General features: G+C 65.4%; 18 protein-coding genes. All 18 read left to right on the top strand.

The genetic code is table 11. From position 1 onward, the window contains the following. Positions 1–135 precede the first annotated feature (135 nt). The 18 genes from AC06E9_RS07330 (at position 136) to AC06E9_RS07245 (ending at position 19,177) form a co-directional block, all read left to right on the top strand. Positions 136–1,176: a DNA-binding protein gene (locus tag AC06E9_RS07330; RefSeq protein ID WP_017354988.1), complete on the top strand. Its 1,041-nt coding sequence runs from the start codon at positions 136–138 to the stop codon at positions 1,174–1,176. Beyond that, complete coding sequence (locus AC06E9_RS07325) at positions 1,173–1,601, top strand: helix-turn-helix domain-containing protein (protein WP_478055795.1); 429 nt, start codon at positions 1,173–1,175, stop codon at positions 1,599–1,601. Before AC06E9_RS07330 ends, AC06E9_RS07325 begins: the two co-directional genes overlap by 4 nt. A gap of 174 nt (positions 1,602–1,775) precedes the next feature. Continuing rightward, the gene (locus AC06E9_RS07320) at positions 1,776–2,195 is read left to right on the top strand and encodes a CopL family metal-binding regulatory protein (protein WP_080354476.1); all 420 of its coding nucleotides are present in this window, start codon (positions 1,776–1,778) and stop codon (positions 2,193–2,195) included. Between the two features lie 115 nt (positions 2,196–2,310). Next, complete coding sequence (locus AC06E9_RS07315; protein WP_017354985.1) at positions 2,311–4,182, top strand: copper resistance system multicopper oxidase; 1,872 nt, start codon at positions 2,311–2,313, stop codon at positions 4,180–4,182. After that, the gene (locus AC06E9_RS07310) at positions 4,179–5,456 is read left to right on the top strand and encodes a copper resistance protein B (RefSeq protein WP_017354984.1); all 1,278 of its coding nucleotides are present in this window, start codon (positions 4,179–4,181) and stop codon (positions 5,454–5,456) included. Before AC06E9_RS07315 ends, AC06E9_RS07310 begins: the two co-directional genes overlap by 4 nt. A 12-nt stretch (positions 5,457–5,468) precedes the next feature. Then, the gene (locus AC06E9_RS07305) at positions 5,469–6,239 is read left to right on the top strand and encodes a c-type cytochrome (protein ID WP_026070603.1); all 771 of its coding nucleotides are present in this window, start codon (positions 5,469–5,471) and stop codon (positions 6,237–6,239) included. Positions 6,240–6,258: 19 nt separating this feature from the next. Continuing rightward, positions 6,259–6,768 (top strand): nuclear transport factor 2 family protein, encoded by a 510-nt coding sequence (locus tag AC06E9_RS07300; RefSeq protein WP_026070602.1) that lies wholly within the window; start codon positions 6,259–6,261, stop codon positions 6,766–6,768. A gap of 14 nt (positions 6,769–6,782) precedes the next feature. Then, entirely contained in the window at positions 6,783–7,307 is a 525-nt protein-coding gene (locus AC06E9_RS07295; RefSeq protein ID WP_229301210.1) for a DUF411 domain-containing protein, read from the top strand. 70 nt (positions 7,308–7,377) lie between these two features. Further along, on the top strand, positions 7,378–7,728 hold the full coding sequence (locus AC06E9_RS07290; RefSeq protein ID WP_026070601.1) for a four-helix bundle copper-binding protein: 351 nt from the start codon (positions 7,378–7,380) through the stop codon (positions 7,726–7,728). A 162-nt stretch (positions 7,729–7,890) separates the two neighbouring features. Then, a complete protein-coding gene (gene copC / locus AC06E9_RS07285; protein ID WP_017354979.1) occupies positions 7,891–8,274 on the top strand; it encodes a copper homeostasis periplasmic binding protein CopC in 384 nt (127 codons plus the stop codon). 10 nt (positions 8,275–8,284) lie between these two features. Next, positions 8,285–9,214, top strand: coding sequence for a copper homeostasis membrane protein CopD (gene copD, locus AC06E9_RS07280; RefSeq protein ID WP_017354978.1), 930 nt, complete (start codon positions 8,285–8,287; stop codon positions 9,212–9,214). 61 nt (positions 9,215–9,275) lie between these two features. Further along, a complete protein-coding gene (locus AC06E9_RS07275; RefSeq protein WP_478055919.1) occupies positions 9,276–11,702 on the top strand; it encodes a heavy metal translocating P-type ATPase in 2,427 nt (808 codons plus the stop codon). A gap of 44 nt (positions 11,703–11,746) precedes the next feature. Then, a complete protein-coding gene (locus AC06E9_RS07270) occupies positions 11,747–12,169 on the top strand; it encodes a hypothetical protein (RefSeq protein ID WP_017357200.1) in 423 nt (140 codons plus the stop codon). A 258-nt stretch (positions 12,170–12,427) separates the two neighbouring features. Beyond that, positions 12,428–13,621, top strand: a complete 1,194-nt coding sequence (locus AC06E9_RS07265) for a TolC family protein (protein ID WP_229296417.1) — start codon at positions 12,428–12,430, stop codon at positions 13,619–13,621. Continuing rightward, complete coding sequence (locus tag AC06E9_RS07260; protein ID WP_017357198.1) at positions 13,618–15,030, top strand: efflux RND transporter periplasmic adaptor subunit; 1,413 nt, start codon at positions 13,618–13,620, stop codon at positions 15,028–15,030. The genes AC06E9_RS07265 and AC06E9_RS07260 overlap by 4 nt, the downstream gene beginning before the upstream one ends. 1 nt (position 15,031) lies before the next feature. After that, positions 15,032–18,181: an efflux RND transporter permease subunit gene (locus tag AC06E9_RS07255; protein ID WP_049404640.1), complete on the top strand. Its 3,150-nt coding sequence runs from the start codon at positions 15,032–15,034 to the stop codon at positions 18,179–18,181. A gap of 172 nt (positions 18,182–18,353) precedes the next feature. Beyond that, positions 18,354–18,866 (top strand): MerR family transcriptional regulator, encoded by a 513-nt coding sequence (locus AC06E9_RS07250; RefSeq protein WP_017357196.1) that lies wholly within the window; start codon positions 18,354–18,356, stop codon positions 18,864–18,866. Continuing rightward, positions 18,863–19,177 carry a DUF2933 domain-containing protein gene (locus tag AC06E9_RS07245; RefSeq protein ID WP_088434186.1) on the top strand — a complete coding sequence of 105 codons (315 nt, stop codon included), beginning with the start codon at positions 18,863–18,865 and terminating at the stop codon, positions 19,175–19,177. Before AC06E9_RS07250 ends, AC06E9_RS07245 begins: the two co-directional genes overlap by 4 nt. The last annotated feature ends 1 nt before the right edge of the window (position 19,178 follow it).

Here is a 19,178-nt window from a genome sequence, read left to right as displayed (position 1 = left end):
GCCGAAACGCTGGTTACGCGGGATAATTCCACATTATCCCGCCTTTAGATACGACCCGTACTCGGCGAGTAGTGTAACTTGATTGGTATGTAATTACGTGGTATGTAATACATTACGAAATAGTCGGAGAGTGCGATGGCACGCGGCGGCTTGTACAAGAGCGACATCCAGAAGGCCCGCGATGCGCTGCGGGCACAGGGCAAACACCCGTCGGTGGACGCGGTGCGGGTGGCGCTGGGCAACACCGGCTCCAAGACAACCATTCACCGCTACCTGAAGGAGCTGGAAGAAGATGAAGGGCAAGGCCTTGGCGCCAAGGTCGCGGTCAGCGACGCGCTACAGGACCTGGTCGGTCGGCTTGCCGGTCGCCTACACGAGGAGGCCGAGGCTGTAATCGCCGAGGCCCGGCAGCGCTTCGAAGCGCACTTGCAGGAGCGTAGCGAGGCGCTGGAACGCACCCAGCAGGAGGCGTCCACGCTGAGCGCGCAGCTTCAGCGCATTGAAACTGCCTTACGCGAAGAAAAGACGACCCACGCCGCAGCCCAGCAGGCCTTGGCCGAACGGGTCACCGAGGTCGCGCAGCTCGGCGAACGGATCGCGGGACTGACCGCGCGGCTGGCGGAGCACGAGGCGCATGCCCAGTCGCTGGAGCAGAAGCACCAGCATGCTCGCGAGGCGTTGGAGCACTACCGCACCTCGGTCAAGGACCAACGCGAACAGGAACAGCGCCGCCACGAGCACCAGGTGCAGGAACTGCAGGTCGCGCTGCGCCAGGCCAACGAGGCGCTGACCGCCAAGAACCACGAACTGGTTCAGCTCAACCGCGACAACGGGCAGTGGCTGGAACGCCACAGCCGCCTAGAGAGGGAACTGGCGCAGGTGCGGCAAGCTGCGGACGACCAGCGGAAGGAGCTGGACGCGCTGCGGCTTACGGCTGCGGAGTACCAGGCCTTGCTGGCACGCTGGACCCAGGACGCCCAAGCGTTGGAGAGCGCACGGGTCAAGCTGGCCAATGCTCACGCCGACTTGGCCAAGGAGCGAGAACGGCGTGAACAAGCCGAGGCCGAAGCGTTGCGTGCCGGTGTGCGCCAGGACACCTTGGAGCAGTTGCTGGCGCAGTTGCGGCCCGATCGCGCCGACAGTTCAGGTACCAACAAAAATCCGGCAACCAAATGATTTCACGGAAGAAAAAAAAATTCTGGGGGGCATTTTTGCACGTATCTCGGCTTAACCCCACATCCGCCATCCTTATGGGGTTTCCATGGGGGGTGCGCGTGACTTTGTCCGTCGACTCAACACCGACCTTCGCTCGACGCCTCCAACAAGCCCGCCTGCACACGGGTTTGTCGCAGAAGGAGTTGGGCATCCGGGCCGGTCTGGATCCTTACGTGGCCAGCCCCCGAGTCAACCAGTACGAACGTGGCAAGCACGAGCCCAAGCTGGAGACTGCTAAGCGGTTGGCCCAAGCGTTGGGGATCCCCGCCGCCTTCCTTTACACCGACGATGATCTGCTGGCCAAGTTGCTCCTGCGCTGGGGCTCGCTAAGCAAGCAGCAGAAGCGGGAGTTGGTGAAGCTGATCGAGGCCACACCCGAGAAGTAAACCGAACAAGCGCTAGCCCTATGGGCAACCCTTCGCCTCAACCCGCCCATTGGGCGCTCCTGGAGGGAGCTGCAGTGGCCGTGACTAGTGCGACTGACAAGTGGCGGCATCTCAGGCCTACTTGAGATTTTGTTCACGACCGATACACACGCGCCTTGTCTAAAGTGATTTACAATGTCGCCCGTGTCAGCCTCCTCACTTCTACTGCGACTGCTCCTGATCGTCATGCTCGTGCTTAACGGCGCGTGGTCGGCATTTGCGTCGATCAGTATGAACCCGGCCATGGAAGCGCAGGCCAGCGAAGTGGCTGCCGCGGTGCAAGGCGACGAAGACTGCGTCGCCCATCACAGTGCTGAGAATCATCCCGATGCCACCTCGATTGAAAGGGCTGGCACTGGGCATGGCGACCATGCCGGTCCCGACTGTTGCAAGTCTTCTGCGTGCCGGTGCGCCTGCGTACACGCGTGCGCGAGCGCACTTCCGGCGCGCCTGCATGTTTCGGTGCAACTGGCCTTGGGCCTGGATGTCATGCCGCTGCCCCTAGGGCATGCGGCACCTGCCTTGCCTCATCTGATCCGACCACCGATCGGCTAAGCGTCCCTAAGCGCCGCAATGGCGCCGTTGGTGTGGCTTGCATGCCTATTTATAGGCCAGCCGCCCGCTCTGTACCACCGCCCGCCGGTGGCAACACGACGCTTGGAGCATTTTCATGTCGCATGATGATTTTCGTGGTCCACACGGTGGACCGCCGCTGCTACCTTCGCGGCGGCGATTTGTCCAGGGCTTGGCCTTGGGAGGCGCAGTCGCAGGATTAGGTTTCTGGCCCAAAGCCAGTTGGGCGCTCAAGGGCCCGGGACAACCCAACGTACTATCGGGCACCGAGTTTGACCTAACCATCGGCGAGACGCCGATGAACTTCACCGGCAAGACCCGCACCGCGATCACCGTCAATGGGTCCGTTCCGGCGCCGTTGCTGCGTTGGCGGGAAGGCACCACGGTCAACCTGCGTGTCTCCAATGCATTGCCCGCTAACTCCCTCCATGGCGCGGACACCTCCATCCATTGGCACGGCATCATTTTGCCGGCCAACATGGACGGCGTGCCGGGCCTGAGCTTTGACGGTATCGGACGTGGTGAGACCTACCACTACCGGTTCACCCTGCATCAGGGCGGCACCTACTGGTACCACAGCCACTCGGGGTTCCAGGAACAAGCCGGGCTCTATGGCCCGATCATCATCGACCCATTGGAGCCGGAGCCCTTCAGCTTCGATCGCGACTACGTCGTGATGCTGAGCGATTGGACAGACCTGGACCCGACGGCCCTGTTCGATCGTTTGAAGAAGATGCCGGGCCATGACAATTACTACAAGCGCACGGTCGGCGATTTTGCGCGCGATGTGAAGCGCAACGGCCTGTCGGCCACGTTGGAAGATCGCAAGATGTGGGGCGTGATGCGGATGACGCCCACGGATCTGTCCGACGTCAACGCCAACACCTACACCTACCTGATGAACGGCACGACCTCGCTGGGCAACTGGACCGGTTTGTTCCGCAGTGGCGAGAAGGTGCGCCTGCGTTTCATCAATGGCTCTGCCATGACGTACTTCGATGTGCGTATTCCGGGGCTAAAGATGACCGTGGTGGCAGCAGATGGCTTGTATGTCCATCCGGTTTCCGTCGACGAGTTCCGCATCGCGGTAGCAGAAACCTTCGATGTGATCGTGGAGCCCTCCGGGCAGGACGCATTCACCATCTTTGCCCAAGACTCCGGTCGCACCGGCTACGTCAGCGGCACGCTCGCCGTGCGCGAAGGATTACGCGCGCCCGTTCCGTCTGTGGATCCCCGGCCGCTGCTGACGATGGCAGACATGGGCATGGATCATGGATCGATGGATATGTCTGGCGGCAGCAAGGGCATGGAAGGCGGCTGTGGTGCGGCCATGGGCATGCCTGGCATGACCCCACCTGCCAGCGGTAACGCGACCTCGGCCCATGCAGGCCATGCGATGCCCGCCGCCGGCGATGGTGCCATGGCAGGCATGCAGCACGGGGGCATGCAATCACACCCTGCCAGCGAGACCAACAATCCCCTGTTGGACAACCAGGCCATGAGCGTGAGTTCGCGCTTGGATGATCCGGGTAATGGCCTGCGCGATAACGGCCGTCATGTACTGACGTATTCCATGCTCAAGAGCACCTTTGAAGACCCTGACGGACGCGACCCCGGTCGCGAGATCGAGCTGCATCTGACCGGACATATGGAGAAATTCTCCTGGGGCTTCAACGGTCAGAAGTTCTCCGATGTCAAGCCGCTGCGGCTGAACTACGGCGAGCGTATGCGCATCGTATTGGTTAACGACACGATGATGACCCATCCCATCCATTTGCACGGCATGTGGAGTGACGTGGAGGACGACAACGGCAACTTCATGGTGCGCAAGCACACGGTGGATATGCCGCCGGGTAGCCGACGCACGTATCGCGTGCGTGCCGATGCGTTGGGCAGCTGGGCGTTCCATTGCCACCTGCTTTATCACATGGAAGCCGGAATGATGCGCACGGTGAGGGTCGACGAATGAACATCAATAGACGCGATACCACCCTGACTGCGCTGACGCTGGCTATCTCGCTGGCCCTGGCCAATGCGGCCAGCGCCCAATCCATGCAGCACGGCTCCATGCCGATGGAGCAGGGCGCGCAGACCCAGACTCAGGATCACTCTGCACAACAGGCGCCGACATCAAAACCTGCGCCAGCCCAAAAGCCTGCAACACCGGCCAAGCCGAGCGAAGCGACGATCGATCATGCGACGATGGGCCACGCCGCGCCGCAGGCTAAAGCAGCCGAGCCTGCCATGCAGGGCATGGACCATTCGCAAATGGGGCACGTCTCGCCCGCGAGCACACCTGCGGCGCCCACAGCACAGGCGCAGTCGATGCAGGGCATGGATCACAGTCAGATGGCACAACCCGCTGCAGCCGACACCTCTAGTACGGCCACGCCTGCGATGCAGGGGATGGACCATTCCAAGATGGGGCACGGCGCGCCTCCGAGCACGCCCGCAACGCCCAAAGCGCAGACACAGTCGATGCAGGGCATGGACCACAGTCAGATGGGACACGGGCCTGCAGTGCCAACGCAGCCGCGCACCCCGATACCCGCGGTGACGGACGCGGATCGCAAGGCGGCCATCGCGCCGGAACACGCGCATCCGGTGCATGACAACTCGATCAAGAGCTACGTGCTGCTCAATCGCCTGGAAGCCTGGGATGCCGATCCGGGCACCGGGCTGGGCTGGGAGGGCCAGGCTTGGATCGGTACGGACCTCAATCGCGTCTGGCTCCGCAGTGAAGGCGAACGCACGGATGGTCAGACCGAGTCGGCTGATCTGGAAGTGCTCTACGGCCGCAGTATCTCCACGTGGTGGGATGTGGTGGCCGGTGTGCGTCATGACTTCAAGCCTGGGGCATCTCAAAACTTCGCCGCTATCGGTGTACAGGGCTTGGCGCCGATGAAGTTCGAAGTGTCCGCCACAGCCTATCTCGGCGAAGGGGGCCAGACTGCCGCCAATGTCGAGGCCGAGTACGAATTGCTGCTAACCAACCGGCTGATCTTGCAGCCGCTGGTGGAAGTCACCGCCTATGGCAAGAACGATCCATTGCGCGGGATAGGTTCGGGTCTGAGTACCGCTGAGGCGGGGCTACGACTTCGTTATGAGTTCACCCGAAAGTTCGCTCCCTACATCGGCGTGGTGTACGAGCGCGCGTTTGGCAATACCGCAGACATGCGACGCGAGCATGGCGAGTCCTTTGAAGACACGCGCTTGGTCATCGGCCTTCGTACCTGGTTCTAAGGGGAACTGACAATGAAATCCAACAAAAGGATGTGGGTATGGCTCGGTGCCGGCGTGGGATTGGTTGCGGTCGCGGCAACTGCCACGGTCTCTCTGGGCGTGTACAACGTGGCCGCCGACGATCCGCATAGTCGCCCGGTGTATGCGCTACTTGAAACGGCGCGCGAGCGTTCCATTGAGGTGCGCGCCGCCAAGCTTCAGGTGCCCACGAACCTGGATGATCCTGAGCGTATCCGCCAGGGTGCGGGCAACTACAACGCCATGTGCGTGACCTGCCATCTTTCGCCAGAGGCGGCGGCCACCGAGATGAGCAAGGGCCTGTACCCCGCGCCACCGAACCTAAGCAAACAGTCGGTCGCTCCAGCTGAGGCGTTCTGGGTGATCAAGCACGGCATCAAGGCCAGCGGCATGCCCGCGTGGGGCGGCAGCATGGACGATGAGTTCATCTGGAACATGTCGGCCTTCCTGCAGAAGCTGCCCACGCTGGACAAGGCCGGTTACCAGGCGTTGGTGGCCAGCAGTGATGGTCATTCGCATGGCGGCGGCGAGACGCAAGGCCACCATGACGACGAAAAGGCCGAGGATCACCCTGCCCTATTCGAGCCGGGCAACAACTCCATGCCGCATGCGCACCCGCCGGGCGTGGACGACGATCACCACGGCCCGACACCCAGCGACACGGAAGTCGGGTTGGTGAGCCACGGCCATCCCGACGGCAAGGTGGAGTCGCACCCTGCACCACACACGCCCGTGGCCGATGACGGCCATGCGCACACCCATTGATCTCCTTGGAGCCCACGCAATGAACGCAACAGCAATCTCGTTCACCCTCGCACTGGCACTGGCCGTCGTGTCCCCCGCAATGGCGCAGGCGACACAGCCGCACGCACATCACCCCGCTGCCGCGGCATCTGCGGACGTCGACGTCCCAGTCACTGCAGAGGCCGCGGTCGCCGTAGCGGAGCGTTTCAACAGGGCCCTGTCTAGCGGCGATCTGGCCACGGTCGAAGCCCTGCTCGCTGCCGACGTCCTCATCCTCGAGTCCGGGGGTGCCGAGCGCAGCCGCGAGGAATATCTGGGTCATCACGCAGTCAGCGATGCGGCATTCCTCAAGGGCGCCCATCGCCAGCTGCTCCGTCAGCGTGCACGCACCGCTGGTGAGTTCGCATGGGTCGGAACCGAAAGCGAGCTGCACGCCCAGAAAGACGGTAAGCCACTGACCGTCCAGAGCACCGAGACCATGGTGCTGAAGCAGACCACCGACGGTTGGCGGATCGCCCACATCCACTGGTCTTCGCGGACCAAGCGCTAAGCGGAGAACCAGAAATGAAAACCTGCAGATTGAACCGACTGGCGTGGGCGGCTTTTGCGGTCGCCGGCCTGGGTGCCTGCACCCAAGCGGCTACACCCGCGCAATCCACCATCGCGCCCACTGCACAGGTCGTCCCGGAAACAGCCGACGCGACTCCAGCCGCCCTGCCACGCATGACCGTCCACAAGACCCCGACCTGCGGGTGCTGCGGTAGCTGGATCGACCACGTGAAGAAGGCGGGGTTCACCGTGGATGTGCATGACATGGATGACCTGGGTCCGGTCAAGGAGCGCCTGGGTGTCCCCTATGCAAAGGGCTCCTGCCACACGGCCGAGGTCGACGGATACGTCATCGAAGGCCATGTCCCGGCCGAGGACATCAAGCGCCTCCTCGAAGAAAAGCCGGACGCACGCGGCCTGGTCCTGCCCGGAATGCCGCTCGGTTCGCCGGGCATGGAGGTCCCGGAAGGACGCCAGCAGCCGTATACGGTCGAGCTGGTCCATCACGACGGAACCACCGAACCCTTCGCACAGCATTGATCCGCAAGAGCAACAGGGGGCGGTGTTGCGGGCGCGCCGATTCTCGTCCGCGATGAAGCAGGAGATCCACATGACTCACCATTCCGAAGACCACCGGTCTCAGGCCATGAACGAGTGCATCGACAACTGCACGCAATGCCACGCGATTTGCCTTGAGACCATCAACTATTGCCTGAGCAAAGGAGGTGCCCACGCAGCCCCGGAGCACATCGCCCTGCTGGCGACGTGTGCCGATATCTGCGCCACCAGCGCCGACGCCATGTTGCGTGGCGCCAGCGCTCACTCGGTGGTTTGCAGTGCCTGCGCGGAGATCTGCCGCCAGTGCGCCGAAGCATGCGACGCCATGAACGACCCGGAGATGGCGCGCTGCGCCGAAGTTTGTCGCCGTTGCGCGGAAAGCTGCAGCGCCATGGCGGCTTGACGCGTCGAGGATCCCGCCTGAGCGGCGGGATCCTCATCTCAAATATCAAAAGCCGACCAACCGTGGTTTCGGTGACAGCCCGACACCTAACGCTTGTCGGATCCAACACAGCACGGCGCCGAACGGGGCTTTGCATCACATTCGCAATGAGGATTTATCCCTATGAAATCATCAAACGTCCTTCGCTCCTTCGCGCTCGTCCTCGCGATTGCGGCTGGGCAGTTCTCCCTGCAGATCGCGCACGCCCACGCCGCGCTGCAGCAGTCCACACCGGCGGCAAATGCGGTGGTGGCTTCGCCGGGCCAGATCGATCTCGTGTTCAACGAAACATTGATTCCGCGGGCGTCGCGTCTCAAGTTGCTCATGAAGCACGGCAGTTCCACCATGCCGATCGAGAATTTCACGACCGAGATCGTCAACAACGGTAAGACCCTGCGTGCCAAGTTGCCCCAGCCGCTGACTCCGGGCGTCTATACCGTGGAATACCGCGCCGTCGGTGGTGACAACCACCCCATGCCGGGCAGCTTCAGCTTCACGGTGCGCTGAGGAGTCGCGAATGTTCGACCTGTCGGCTTATGCACTGAGATTCCTGGAATACCTTGTCATCATGGTTCTTTTCGGGGTTCCACTCTTCGGTTGGTACGGGTCGCGTCGATCGGCACTCGCCGACGCCTTGGCCGGGTGGTCACTCATGGGCGTTCTATTGGCGGGTGCCGTAGCCGGTCTCGTGCTCACCGGGCTCGATGTCGTCTTCAAGACCGCGGGCATCATGGGAATGCCGCTTGCCGAGGTTGATCGCGCATCGCTTGGCTGGTATCTGCTCGAGACGTCCGCGGGCCGGGCAGCCATGGCGAGAGGCGCGCTGCTGGTCGCCCTGATGTTCGTGCTCGGATGGCATCGTCGCCGCGGGAAGGTGGAGACCGCCTTCCCGCTGGGGGCGATGCTGGCGGGCGGCGCACTCGCTTCGCTGGCATGGAACGGCCACGCCGCCGCTGGCGAGGGCTTGGCAGGCGCGGTCCGGCTTGCTGCAGGCATCGTCCATCTTCTCGCGGCAGGCGGCTGGATCGCAGCGGTCCTGATGTTCCTTGCCATGCTGCTGCGCGGCAAAGAGACGAACGGCAGCGGGCGTCTGCGATCAACGCATGACTTTCTGCATGGTTTTTCGACGCTGGGAACGATCTTCGTTGGTGCGCTCATCGTGTCCGGCATCGCGCACTACGGGGATCTCACCGCGTGGTCGTTTTCGGCCCTGTTCCAGAGCACCTACGGGAAGTTGCTGCTGTTCAAACTGGCCCTGTTCGCTGGAATGCTGGGTTTGGGAGCGCTGCACCGATGGACGCTGGTGCCGCGCTTGGAACGAGCGCTGACCAGCGGAGATCCCGCGCAGGAGGTGCGGGCTTTGCGGCAGAGTGTTACGGCTGAGGCCGCGCTGGCCATCTTGATCCTGATTGTTGTTTCAGTGCTCGGGACGCTCAGCCCCGAATAGCTGTGTAACCCGCAATGGCACACTGCCTTGGCAGTCCATCCCCACTAAAGCGAGCATCGGCATGAACTCACCGTCGTCCCATGACCATCACCATTCTGCAGGCGCAGCCCCTGTCGAGGCTGCGGATGGACGGGTCACCGATCCGGTCTGTGGCATGCAGGTCGAGCCCGCCACGACGCAGCATCATGCGACCCACGCCGACACACCTTTCCACTTCTGCTCGGAGCGATGCCGCGCGAAGTTCGTGGCCGATCCGGAGCGCTATCTGACGCCCCAGGACGAACCCGAGGTGGCACAGCCCGGCGCCATCTACACCTGCCCGATGCACCCGGAAGTCCGGCAACAAGGTCCAGGCAACTGTCCCTTCTGCGGCATGGCGCTGGAGCCGGAAATGCCGAGCCTGGAGGACGATGACAATCCGGAACTTCGCGACTTCTCGCGCCGGTTCTGGTGGACGCTTCCGCTGACTGTGGTGACGCTCGTGCTGGCCATGTTCGGCCAGTACCTCCCGCGTGTCGTGCTGGGCGACGTGCAGATCCTGCCGTTGTCGATCGACGTGCAGACCTGGGTCGAGCTGGTCTTGACCACACCAGTCGTGCTGTGGGCCGGCTGGCCGTTCTTCGAGCGCTGCGTGCAGTCGATCCGCAACCGCAGCCCGAACATGTTCACCCTCATCGGGATTGGCGTTGCGGCCGCCTTTGGCTACAGCCTGGTCGCCACGCTGGCACCCGGCTTGTTCCCACCGTCGTTTACCGAACATGGGCGCGTCGGGGTGTACTACGAGGCGGCGGCGGTGATCGTTTCGCTGACCCTGCTCGGCCAGATGCTGGAACTGCGGGCGCGCTCGAAAACGTCCGCGGCGATCAAGGGCCTGCTTGGCCTGGCGCCGAAGGAAGCCCGGCGGGTCAACGCCGACGGCACCGAGGAAGACATCCCGCTGACCCACGTCCACGTCGGCGACCACCTGCGCGTGCGTCCCGGCGAGAAGGTGCCGGTGGATGGCGAAGTGGTGGAAGGCCGCTCCAGCGTCGACGAGTCGATGCTCACGGGTGAACCGATTCCGGTCGAGAAGACCGCAGGCGACCAGGTCATCGGCGCGACCCAGAACGGCACCGGCGCGCTGGTGATCCGCGCCGCCAAGGTGGGCTCCGACACCGTGCTGTCGCAGATCGTGCAGCTGGTCGCGCAGGCGCAGCGCTCCCGCGCGCCGATGCAGCGGATGGCCGATATCGCGGCCTACTGGTTCGTGCTCGCGGTGCTGGCGATCGCGGTGGCCACCTTCTTTATCTGGGGCTCCTTCGGTCCGGAGCCGGCCTGGACCTTTGCGGTGCTCAACGCGGTCTCGGTACTGATCATCGCCTGCCCCTGCGCGCTGGGCCTGGCGACGCCGATGTCGATCATGGTCGCCACGGGCAAGGCGGCGCAGGTGGGCGTGCTGTTCCGCGACGCCGAGGCCATCGAGCACATGCGCCGCATCGACACCCTGATCGTCGACAAGACCGGCACCCTCACCGAGGGGCGCCCCGCCTTCAAGGAAGTCGTGGCCTTCGAGGGCTTCGACGCCGACCGGGTCTTGCACCTGGCCGCCAGCCTGGACCAGGGCAGCGAGCACCCGCTGGCCGACGCCATCGTCGCCGAGGCTCGACGCCGGAACTTCGAGTTCGACCGCGTGGAGGACTTCGACTCGGTGACCGGCATGGGTGTGCGCGGGTCCGTGGCCGGCCATGCGCTTGCGCTGGGCAATACCGCGCTCATGGACGACCTGGGCGCCAATCCCGCTGCGCACGTCGACGTGGCCGAGCGGATGCGCCGCGAGGGCGCGAGCGCCATGTTCCTGGCCGTGGACGGGCGCCTGGCGGGGCTGGTCGCGGTTGCCGACCCGATCAAGGCGTCGGCCGCGGCGGCCATCAACGAGCTCCACGCCGCCGGGCTGCGCATCATCATGGCCACCGGCGACGGGCTCACCACCGCACGGGCCGTGGCCACCGAGCTGGGCCTGGACGAGGTGCATGGCGAAGTCCGCCCCGAGGACAAGGCCGAGCTGGTGCAGCGCCTCAAGCGCGAAGGCCGGCGGGTGGCGATGGCGGGCGACGGCATCAACGACGCCCCGGCGCTCGCCGCGGCCGACGTCGGCATCGCCATGGGCACGGGCACCGACGTCGCGATGTCCAGTGCCCAGATCACCCTGGTCAAGGGCGACCTGCGGGGCATCCTGCGCGCCCGGAAGATCTCCCAGGCCACCGTGGCCAACATGAAGCAGAACCTCACCTTCGCGTTCCTCTACAACGCGCTGGGGGTGCCGGTCGCGGCCGGGGTGCTCTACCCCGCATTCGGGATCTTGCTGAGCCCGATGGTCGCGGCGCTTGCGATGAGCTTGAGCTCGGTGTCGGTGGTGGCCAACGCCCTTCGCCTTGCCAAGTCGGCCGCCGTACCGTCCTCGCCGACCACATCTGTGCCGCGCCAGCCCCTGGGCCTGGCCAAGGATTGACTTGGATCAATTGCATCGGTTCCAGTAAGAGGTAAGCTCACGCCATGGTCCACATCCGCCATCGGAACTTGTTCCAGCGCACCGCCCTCCTCGCGATGGTGGCCCTGCTCTGGTCCCAGTTCGCGCTCGCAGGCCATGGCGATTGCCTGGATCTCCCAGTCACGCCGGCGGCGTTTGTCGCTGCCGCCACCGACACCCGACACGACCATGGCCACGGCTGCGATGCCGAGCTCCCCTCAGCGAGCAAGGCAGTGTGCGACGCGCACTGCACCGAGGGTGACATCTCGGCGGACAGTGGGCGCATCCCTTCGATTCCGCCGCTGCTGGCCGAAGCCTGGTTCTCCTGGCTTGCGATCGCCGCGATTGCGGATGCTGCGCCAGGTGTCACGGCTACATGGGTGGATTCGCCGCCCAGACCCGCCTGGCACCGACCTACCGCCCATCCAGCGGCACTCCTGCTGATCTGATGCCTGGACGCTGACTGCTCCGCACGTCTGTGCGGCGCAGTCCTGTGCGTTCGCGCCGTGGCTGCGTCACGGCATGTGTTCCTGCCCTCGTCCGAGCGACCTGCGTCGCGTCGGCCCAAGGACACTGATATGGCATCCCCGTTCGACCGACTGCCGGCCAGGCGCCTGCACCCTCGCCCTCTGTCCCGCCGTCTGCCACCGCTCCGGCACCTTCTTGCCGGCGTGCTTGCCGGCGCCTTGTGGGCCCTGGCGCTGCCGGTGACCGCCACCGAACCCGTCCCGGGGCACAGCCTCGAGTCGATCCGCGCCTGGGTTCTGGAACACAACCCGGAATTGCGGGCCATGGACTTCGAGGCCCAGGCCGCCGAAGCACGGATCCAGCCAGCGGGCGCCCTACCCGACCCGACGGCTTCCCTTGGATTCCGCGGCCTCGATCCGGACAAGCCCTGGCGCTCCGCCGGTGCCGAGCGCGAGGTCAACTACGCGCTGCGCCAGCGCCTCCCGCTTTGGGGCAAGCGCGCCCTGGCGCGGACCGCGGCCAGCCAGGACGCGGTCGCGGTCGGACTCGATCGCCTCACCACTGCGCGCGACTTGCTGGCCGACGCCGAGGCGGCCTACGCACGCTACTGGCATGCCGACCAGGCCGTGGCCGTGCTTGATCGCCGCATCGCCCTGCTCCGCCAGGTGGAAGAGATGGCCGGCGTGCGCTACGCCCTGGGTCGCGCGGCGCAGCAGGATGCCATCCGCGCCCAGGTCGAGCAGACCAGCCTCCAGCGCGAGCGGATCGAACGCCTCGCGACCAAGCAGGAGGCGGCCGCCACCTTGAACGCGGTGCTGGGGCGCCGGTCCGATGCACCGCTGGCGACTCCCGACGAGGCGCCGCGCCTCGCCGTCCACAGCGCCTCGCTTGCCGAGGCACTGGATGACGCCGATGCGCATCCCGCGGTGCGCTCGCAGCAGGCTCGCGCCGAGGCGGCGCGCACGAACGTGGTACTGCAGCGTCGCAACCGCTTTCCCGACATCACCCTGGGCGTGGGTGCGATGCAGTTCGGCAACGGCATCGAGAGCACCGAGCTGATGTTCGAGGTCGAGATCCCGTTCCAGCAGCGTGCCCGCCGCGAGCGCGAGCGCGAATCGCGCCTGCTCGAAGACGCAGCGCTTGCCCGCAGGGACGCCACGCTGCGGGCCGTCGAGGAACGCGGCGCTTCCGCCTGGTCGCAGTGGACCAACGCGCGCGAGCGTCGCGGACTGATCGAGAACACGCTGCTGCCGCAGGCCGACGCCACCTGGCAGTCCGCCCTGGCCAGCTACCAGGTCGGTGAAGTCGACTTCGGGACGCTGCTGGAAGCACTCAATGAATGGCAGGGCGCCGACCTCGCACGGGTCGATGCACTGCGTGACGAACTGTTGGGCGCCGCCGCCGTGCGCGCCATCGAAGGAGAGATCCGATGACCCGTGTCCAGACCCTGTCGCTCGCCATCGGCGTTGCACTCGCCGCCCTCGCCGTCGGCTGGATTGCCGGCCGCGCCACGAACGACTCCCCGACCGCGGGCACGTCGATCGACGGCCCGGCCGCAGAACGCAAGGTGCTCTATTACCGCAATCCCATGGGCTTGGCGGACACGTCGCCGGTGCCGAAGAAGGATTCGATGGGTATGGACTACGTCCCGGTCTATGCCGACGACGCACCGCCGGCGGCACCGGGCACGGTGGTGCTGCCGCCGGACAAGGTGCAGGCGCTGGGCGTGCGCACCGAAGCGGTCAAGCGCGGAGCCCTGTCCGCTACCGTGCGCACCAGCGGCACGGTCGAGGTCGACGAGACCCGGCAGTACGCGATCGCCCCGCGCTTCGAAGGCTGGGTGGAGCGGCTGTACGCGAACCAGACCGGCATGCGGGTCAGCGCCGGGCAGCCGCTGCTCTCCGTCTACAGCCCGCAGCTGGCCGCGGCGCAGCAGGAATACCGGCTGGCCGACGAGACCGCCCGCAGGCTGGCCGGGTCCGATCCCGCGAGCGCGGCGTCGATGGTCCGCCTGCGCGATGCCGCCCGCACCCGCCTGCGCAACTGGGAAATCAGTGACGCGCAGATGGGCAAGACGGGCCTGGTGCTCACCGCGCCCGCGGACGCGGTCGTGATCGAGAAGCCGGTGGTCCAGGGCGCGCGTTTCGAGCCCGGCGAAACCATCCTGCGCCTGGCGGACCTGTCGAAGGTGTGGGTGATCGCCAAGGTGCCGGCGGCGCAGGCCGCGGGTATCCAGCCCGGCCAAACGGCCCGCTTTGAAACCGTGGCCCTGCCGGGCCAGGTGGCCGAGGGCGAGGTCACCTTCGTGCAGCCCGTCATCGATGCGATGACGCGCACCGTGGATGTGCGCATCGCCCTGCCCAACCCCGCTGGCGACCTGCGGCCCGGGCTGTATGGGACGGTGGTGCTGGAGGAGCCGGGGGCTGGACCGGTCCTGACCGTTCCGCGCTCGGCCGTGCTCGACAGCGGCACGCGCCAGGTGGTGCTGGTCGAGACCGGCCCTGGCCGCTTCGCACCGCGCGATGTCAGCCTGGGGCGGCGCGGCGGCGATCGCATCGAGATCCTCGACGGCCTGACCGAGGGCGAGCAGGTCGTGGTCTCCGCCAACTTCCTGATCGACGCCGAAAGCAACCTGCAGTCGGCACTCCAGGGTCTTGAGGGTCACACAGGACACGGCGCGCCTTCGGGCACCGCTGAGGATCCACACGCCGGGCACGGCGAGGACGCCGCCGACCCGCACGCAGGTCATGGTGACGAGGCCTCTGATCCGCACGCCGGTCATTCCATGCCGGCTACCCCGGAAGAGACTCCGCCCGCCCCCACCGGCCACGAGGGGCACTGACATGCTTGGCCGTCTCGTTGAATGGTCGGTGCGCAACGTCTTCCTGGTGCTGCTGATGGCGCTGGCGATTGTCGCCGGTGGCATCTACGCACTGATGAACACGCCGCTGGACGCACAACCGGATCTGTCGGACGTGCAGGTGATCGTGTTCACGGAGTACCCGGGGCAGGCGCCCCAGGTGGTCGAGGACCAGGTCACCTATCCGCTGACCAGCGCCCTGCTCGCGACGCCGAAGTCGAAGGACGTCCGCGGCTTCTCGTTCTTCGGCGCCTCCTTCATCTACGTCATCTTCGAAGAAGGCACGGACCTGTACTGGGCGCGCTCGCGCGTGCTCGAGAACCTCAACGTCGCGTCGAAAAACCTGCCGGCTGGCGTGGCACCGGCACTGGGACCCGACGCGTCCGGCGTGGGCTGGGTCTACCAGTACGTGCTGCAGAGCGACCGCCACTCGCTGGACGAGCTGCGCGCGATGCAGGACTGGTACCTGCGTTACCAGCTCACCACCGCGCCCGGCGTGGCCGAGGTCGCCAGCGTCGGCGGCTTCGTGCGCCAGTACTCGATCACCGTCGATCCGGTCCGGCTGCGCGAGTTCGACATCCCGATTTCACGCGTGTCCGAGGTGATCGCCGAGAGCAACCGCGACGTCGGCGGCCGCGTGATCGAGATGGCCGAGACCGAGTACATGGTGCGGGGCCGCGGCTACCTGCGCGGTATCGAGGATATCGAGAGCCTGGTTCTGCGCGCCGAAGGGGGCGCACCGGTGCTGATCGGCGACGTCGCCCGGGTCGAACTGGTACCCGATGAGCGCCGTGGCATCGTCGACCTGGACGGCGAAGGCGACGTTGTGGGCGGGATCGTCATTGCGCGCTTCGGCGAAAACGCCCTGGCCGTGATCGGGGGGGTGAAGGACAAGATCGCCCAGCTTGCGAGTGGACTCCCCGAGGGCGTCAGCGTCCAGGCGGTCTACGACCGCTCCGATCTCATCGTGCGCGCGATCAAGACGCTACGCACGACGCTGCTCGAGGAGAGCCTGATCGTCGCACTGGTGTGCCTGGTATTCCTGTTCCATGCGCGCAGCGCGCTGGTCGCGATCGTCATGCTGCCCGTCGGCGTGCTGATCGCGGTGATCGCGATGCGCATGCTGGGCATGAACTCCAACATCATGAGCCTGGGCGGCATCGCGATCTCGATTGGCGTGATGGTCGACGCGGCGATCGTGATGATCGAGAACGCGCACAAGCACATCGAGCGCTCCGACGGCTCCCGCAGCCGGACCCAGCTGATCATCGATGCCTGTCGCGAGGTCGGGCCGGCGCTGTTCTTCAGCCTGATGATCATCACCGTCTCGTTCCTGCCCGTGTTCGCCCTGGAGGCTCAGGAAGGTCGCCTGTTCAAGCCGCTGGCCTTCACCAAGACCTTCGCGATGGCCGGTGGCGCGCTGTTGTCGATCACGCTGGTACCGGTACTCATGCTGCTGTTCGTGCGCGGCAAGATCGTGCCCGAGCACAAGAATCCGGTGAACCGGTTCCTGGTTGCGGCCTATCGGCCGGTGATCAACGTCGTTCTGCGGCATCGCATGGCCACAATCATGTTTGCGTTGGCCGCCCTGTTTGCAAGCCTGTGGCCTGCATCGCGGCTGGGCAGCGAGTTCATGCCAACCCTCAACGAAGGCACGCTGCTGTACATGCCCGCGTCGCTTCCGGGCATGTCGGTGACCAAGGCCTCGGAGCTGCTGCAGCAGCAGGACCGGATCATCAAGGGCTTCCCGGAAGTGGAGTCGGTGTTCGGCAAGGCGGGCCGTGCCCTGACGGCCACCGATCCCGCACCGCTGGAGATGTTCGAGACCGTCATCAACCTCAAGCCCGAGGACGAATGGCGGGACGGCATGACCACCGACAAGCTCATCGCCGAGATGGACGCGGCGCTGAAGTTCCCGGGCGTCGCCAACTCCTGGACGATGCCGATCAAGGCGCGCACCGACATGCTGGCCACCGGCATCCGCACGCCCGTGGGCATCAAACTCTTCGGCACGGACCTTGAGCAACTCGACGCGCTGGCCACCGAGATCGAAGCCGTGGTGCGCGAAGTGCCGGGCACGACCAGCGCGTTCGCCGAACGCCTGACCGGCGCCTACTACCTCGACATCACCCCCGACCTTGGCAGCCTGGCCCAGTACGGCGTCACCCTGGGCGAGGTGCAGAACGTGGTGGCCGCCGCGCTGGGCGGCGAGATCGTCACCACCATCCTCCAGGGCCGCGAACGCTTCAGCGCGATCGTGCGCTATCCCCGCGAACTCCGCGACGATCCGCACCGGATAGGCAGCCAAGTCCTTGTGCCGGTGCCCGGCGGCGCCCAGGTGCCGCTGGGCGAACTGGCGCGGATTGAGGTCAGGAAGGGTGCGCCGAGCATCCGCACCGAGAACGCGATGCTGGCGGCGTACATCTACGTCGACACCCGAGAGAGCGATCTCGGCCGCTACGTGAAGGCTGCGCAGGAAGCGGTCACCGAGCAGGTGCAGTTCCCGCCTGGCTACTACGTGACCTGGAGTGGACAGTACGAATACATGCAACGTGCCGCGGAGAAGATGCGTGTCGTCGTTCCGGTGACGCTGGCGCTGATTTTCCTGCTGCTGTACCTCAACTTCCGCCGTGTCACCGAGTCGCTGATCGTGATGCTGTCGGTGCCCTTCGCACTGGTCGGTGGCATCTGGCTGATGTGGATGCTCGACTACAACACCAGCGTCGCGGTGATCGTGGGCTTCATCGCGCTGGCCGGCGTCGCCGCGGAAACCGGCGTGGTGATGCTGATCTACCTCGACCACGCACTTGAAGCGCGTGCCGCGCAGAGGCAGGCCGAAGGCCGGGCACTGGATTCACGGGACCTGCGCGAGGCCATCATCGAAGGCGCGGTCGACCGCGTGCGCCCGAAGATGATGACCGTGGTCGCGATCATGGCGGGCCTGCTGCCCATCATGTGGAGCAGCGGTACTGGCTCGGAAGTCATGCGCCGAATCGCTGCGCCGATGGTAGGTGGCATGGTGTCTTCGACCATCCTCACCCTGGTCGTGATCCCGGCGCTGTACTCGCTGATCAAGCAGCGGCAGCTGGCCAGGAAGCCGCACCCCTCCTCCGCACTACCCAAGGAGAAGTAGTGATGGGGCCGTTCAACGCAGGCAGGGACCGACGGCTCATGCAACTGTGGCCGCGAACATCCGTCCGTCCACGGCCAATTCGCGCGTTACTGGCTTCGCCCACCGCAAGGCCGGTTGACCTGTGTGCGAGACACAGGTCTAGCCTGATCAACACCTCGCCGGGAGCAAGCCGATGACGACCAAGGAAGAAGTGACGCTGCCGCTGATGACGGTCCGCCAGCTGGCACGGCAGGGCGATGTCACGGTGCATGTGGTGCGCAACTACCTGCGGCGCGGTCTGTTGCAAGCGGCCACGCATACCGAGGGCGGCTACCAGTTGTTCTCCACCTCGGAGCTCCTTCGCCTGCACTTCATTCGCACGGCGCAACACCTTGGCTTCACGCTGGGGGAAATCGAGGAAATCATCCACCACAGCCTGCTGCGACATAGTCCCTGTCCGCTTGTGCGGGACATCATTCGGCGCAGGCTCGACGACACCCGCCAACAACTGGACAGGCTGCTCGCCATGCACGGACGAATGGAGCGTGCCATCCACGCCTGGGCGGAGCTTCCGGACTCCATTCCGACTGGCGATGACGTCTGCGCATTGATCGAATCTGTTGCCGCTGCTGAAGGCGGCGGGTTCGTCAAGTCCACCCCCCGGCGACTTCTTGGACGCCGCCCCACAGAGGAGAATTTGCCATGACAGCCTCCAGTCCTGCCCCCTCAGGCTCCCGACGCTGGGTCTTCTGGATCTTCCTGGCGCTGGCCGTGTTCTATCTCGCCGTCGAGCACGGCGCCCACCTTGGGGGGACGCTTCGCTGGTTGCCCCTGGCCATCCTGCTGCTATGTCCCTTGATGCATGTGTTCATGCACAAGGGGCATGGCGGTCATGGAGGTTCCGGAAGTCATGGGCGCGACGGCAATGCCGACGACACACCCCATGGCCAGCATGAGAGCCGTAGCAAGCGGGCACTGAACGACGAAACGTCCGACACCTCGAACGGAGGGCACTGAC

This window comes from Stenotrophomonas sp. Steno-Z10-BAI (assembly GCF_056393115.1).
Note: the sequence above shows the minus strand (reverse complement) of the source record. Positions and strands in the feature narration are given on the sequence as shown.

Bases quoted from the DNA above. Each gene is read 5' to 3' on its own strand.
- AC06E9_RS07250 (WP_017357196.1), top strand. From the start codon at position 18,354: ATGACGACCAAGGAAGAAGTGACGCTGCCGCTGATGACGGTCCGCCAG.
- AC06E9_RS07295 (WP_229301210.1), top strand. From the start codon at position 6,783: ATGAAAACCTGCAGATTGAACCGACTGGCGTGGGCGGCTTTTGCGGTC.
- AC06E9_RS07330 (WP_017354988.1), top strand. From the start codon at position 136: ATGGCACGCGGCGGCTTGTACAAGAGCGACATCCAGAAGGCCCGCGAT.
- AC06E9_RS07275 (WP_478055919.1), top strand. From the start codon at position 9,276: ATGAACTCACCGTCGTCCCATGACCATCACCATTCTGCAGGCGCAGCC.
- AC06E9_RS07325 (WP_478055795.1), top strand. From the start codon at position 1,173: ATGATTTCACGGAAGAAAAAAAAATTCTGGGGGGCATTTTTGCACGTA.
- AC06E9_RS07260 (WP_017357198.1), top strand. From the start codon at position 13,618: ATGACCCGTGTCCAGACCCTGTCGCTCGCCATCGGCGTTGCACTCGCC.
- copC (WP_017354979.1), top strand. From the start codon at position 7,891: ATGAAATCATCAAACGTCCTTCGCTCCTTCGCGCTCGTCCTCGCGATT.
- AC06E9_RS07315 (WP_017354985.1), top strand. From the start codon at position 2,311: ATGTCGCATGATGATTTTCGTGGTCCACACGGTGGACCGCCGCTGCTA.
- AC06E9_RS07310 (WP_017354984.1), top strand. From the start codon at position 4,179: ATGAACATCAATAGACGCGATACCACCCTGACTGCGCTGACGCTGGCT.
- AC06E9_RS07255 (WP_049404640.1), top strand. From the start codon at position 15,032: ATGCTTGGCCGTCTCGTTGAATGGTCGGTGCGCAACGTCTTCCTGGTG.
- AC06E9_RS07245 (WP_088434186.1), top strand. From the start codon at position 18,863: ATGACAGCCTCCAGTCCTGCCCCCTCAGGCTCCCGACGCTGGGTCTTC.
- copD (WP_017354978.1), top strand. From the start codon at position 8,285: ATGTTCGACCTGTCGGCTTATGCACTGAGATTCCTGGAATACCTTGTC.
- AC06E9_RS07300 (WP_026070602.1), top strand. From the start codon at position 6,259: ATGAACGCAACAGCAATCTCGTTCACCCTCGCACTGGCACTGGCCGTC.
- AC06E9_RS07270 (WP_017357200.1), top strand. From the start codon at position 11,747: ATGGTCCACATCCGCCATCGGAACTTGTTCCAGCGCACCGCCCTCCTC.
- AC06E9_RS07320 (WP_080354476.1), top strand. From the start codon at position 1,776: ATGTCGCCCGTGTCAGCCTCCTCACTTCTACTGCGACTGCTCCTGATC.
- AC06E9_RS07290 (WP_026070601.1), top strand. From the start codon at position 7,378: ATGACTCACCATTCCGAAGACCACCGGTCTCAGGCCATGAACGAGTGC.
- AC06E9_RS07305 (WP_026070603.1), top strand. From the start codon at position 5,469: ATGAAATCCAACAAAAGGATGTGGGTATGGCTCGGTGCCGGCGTGGGA.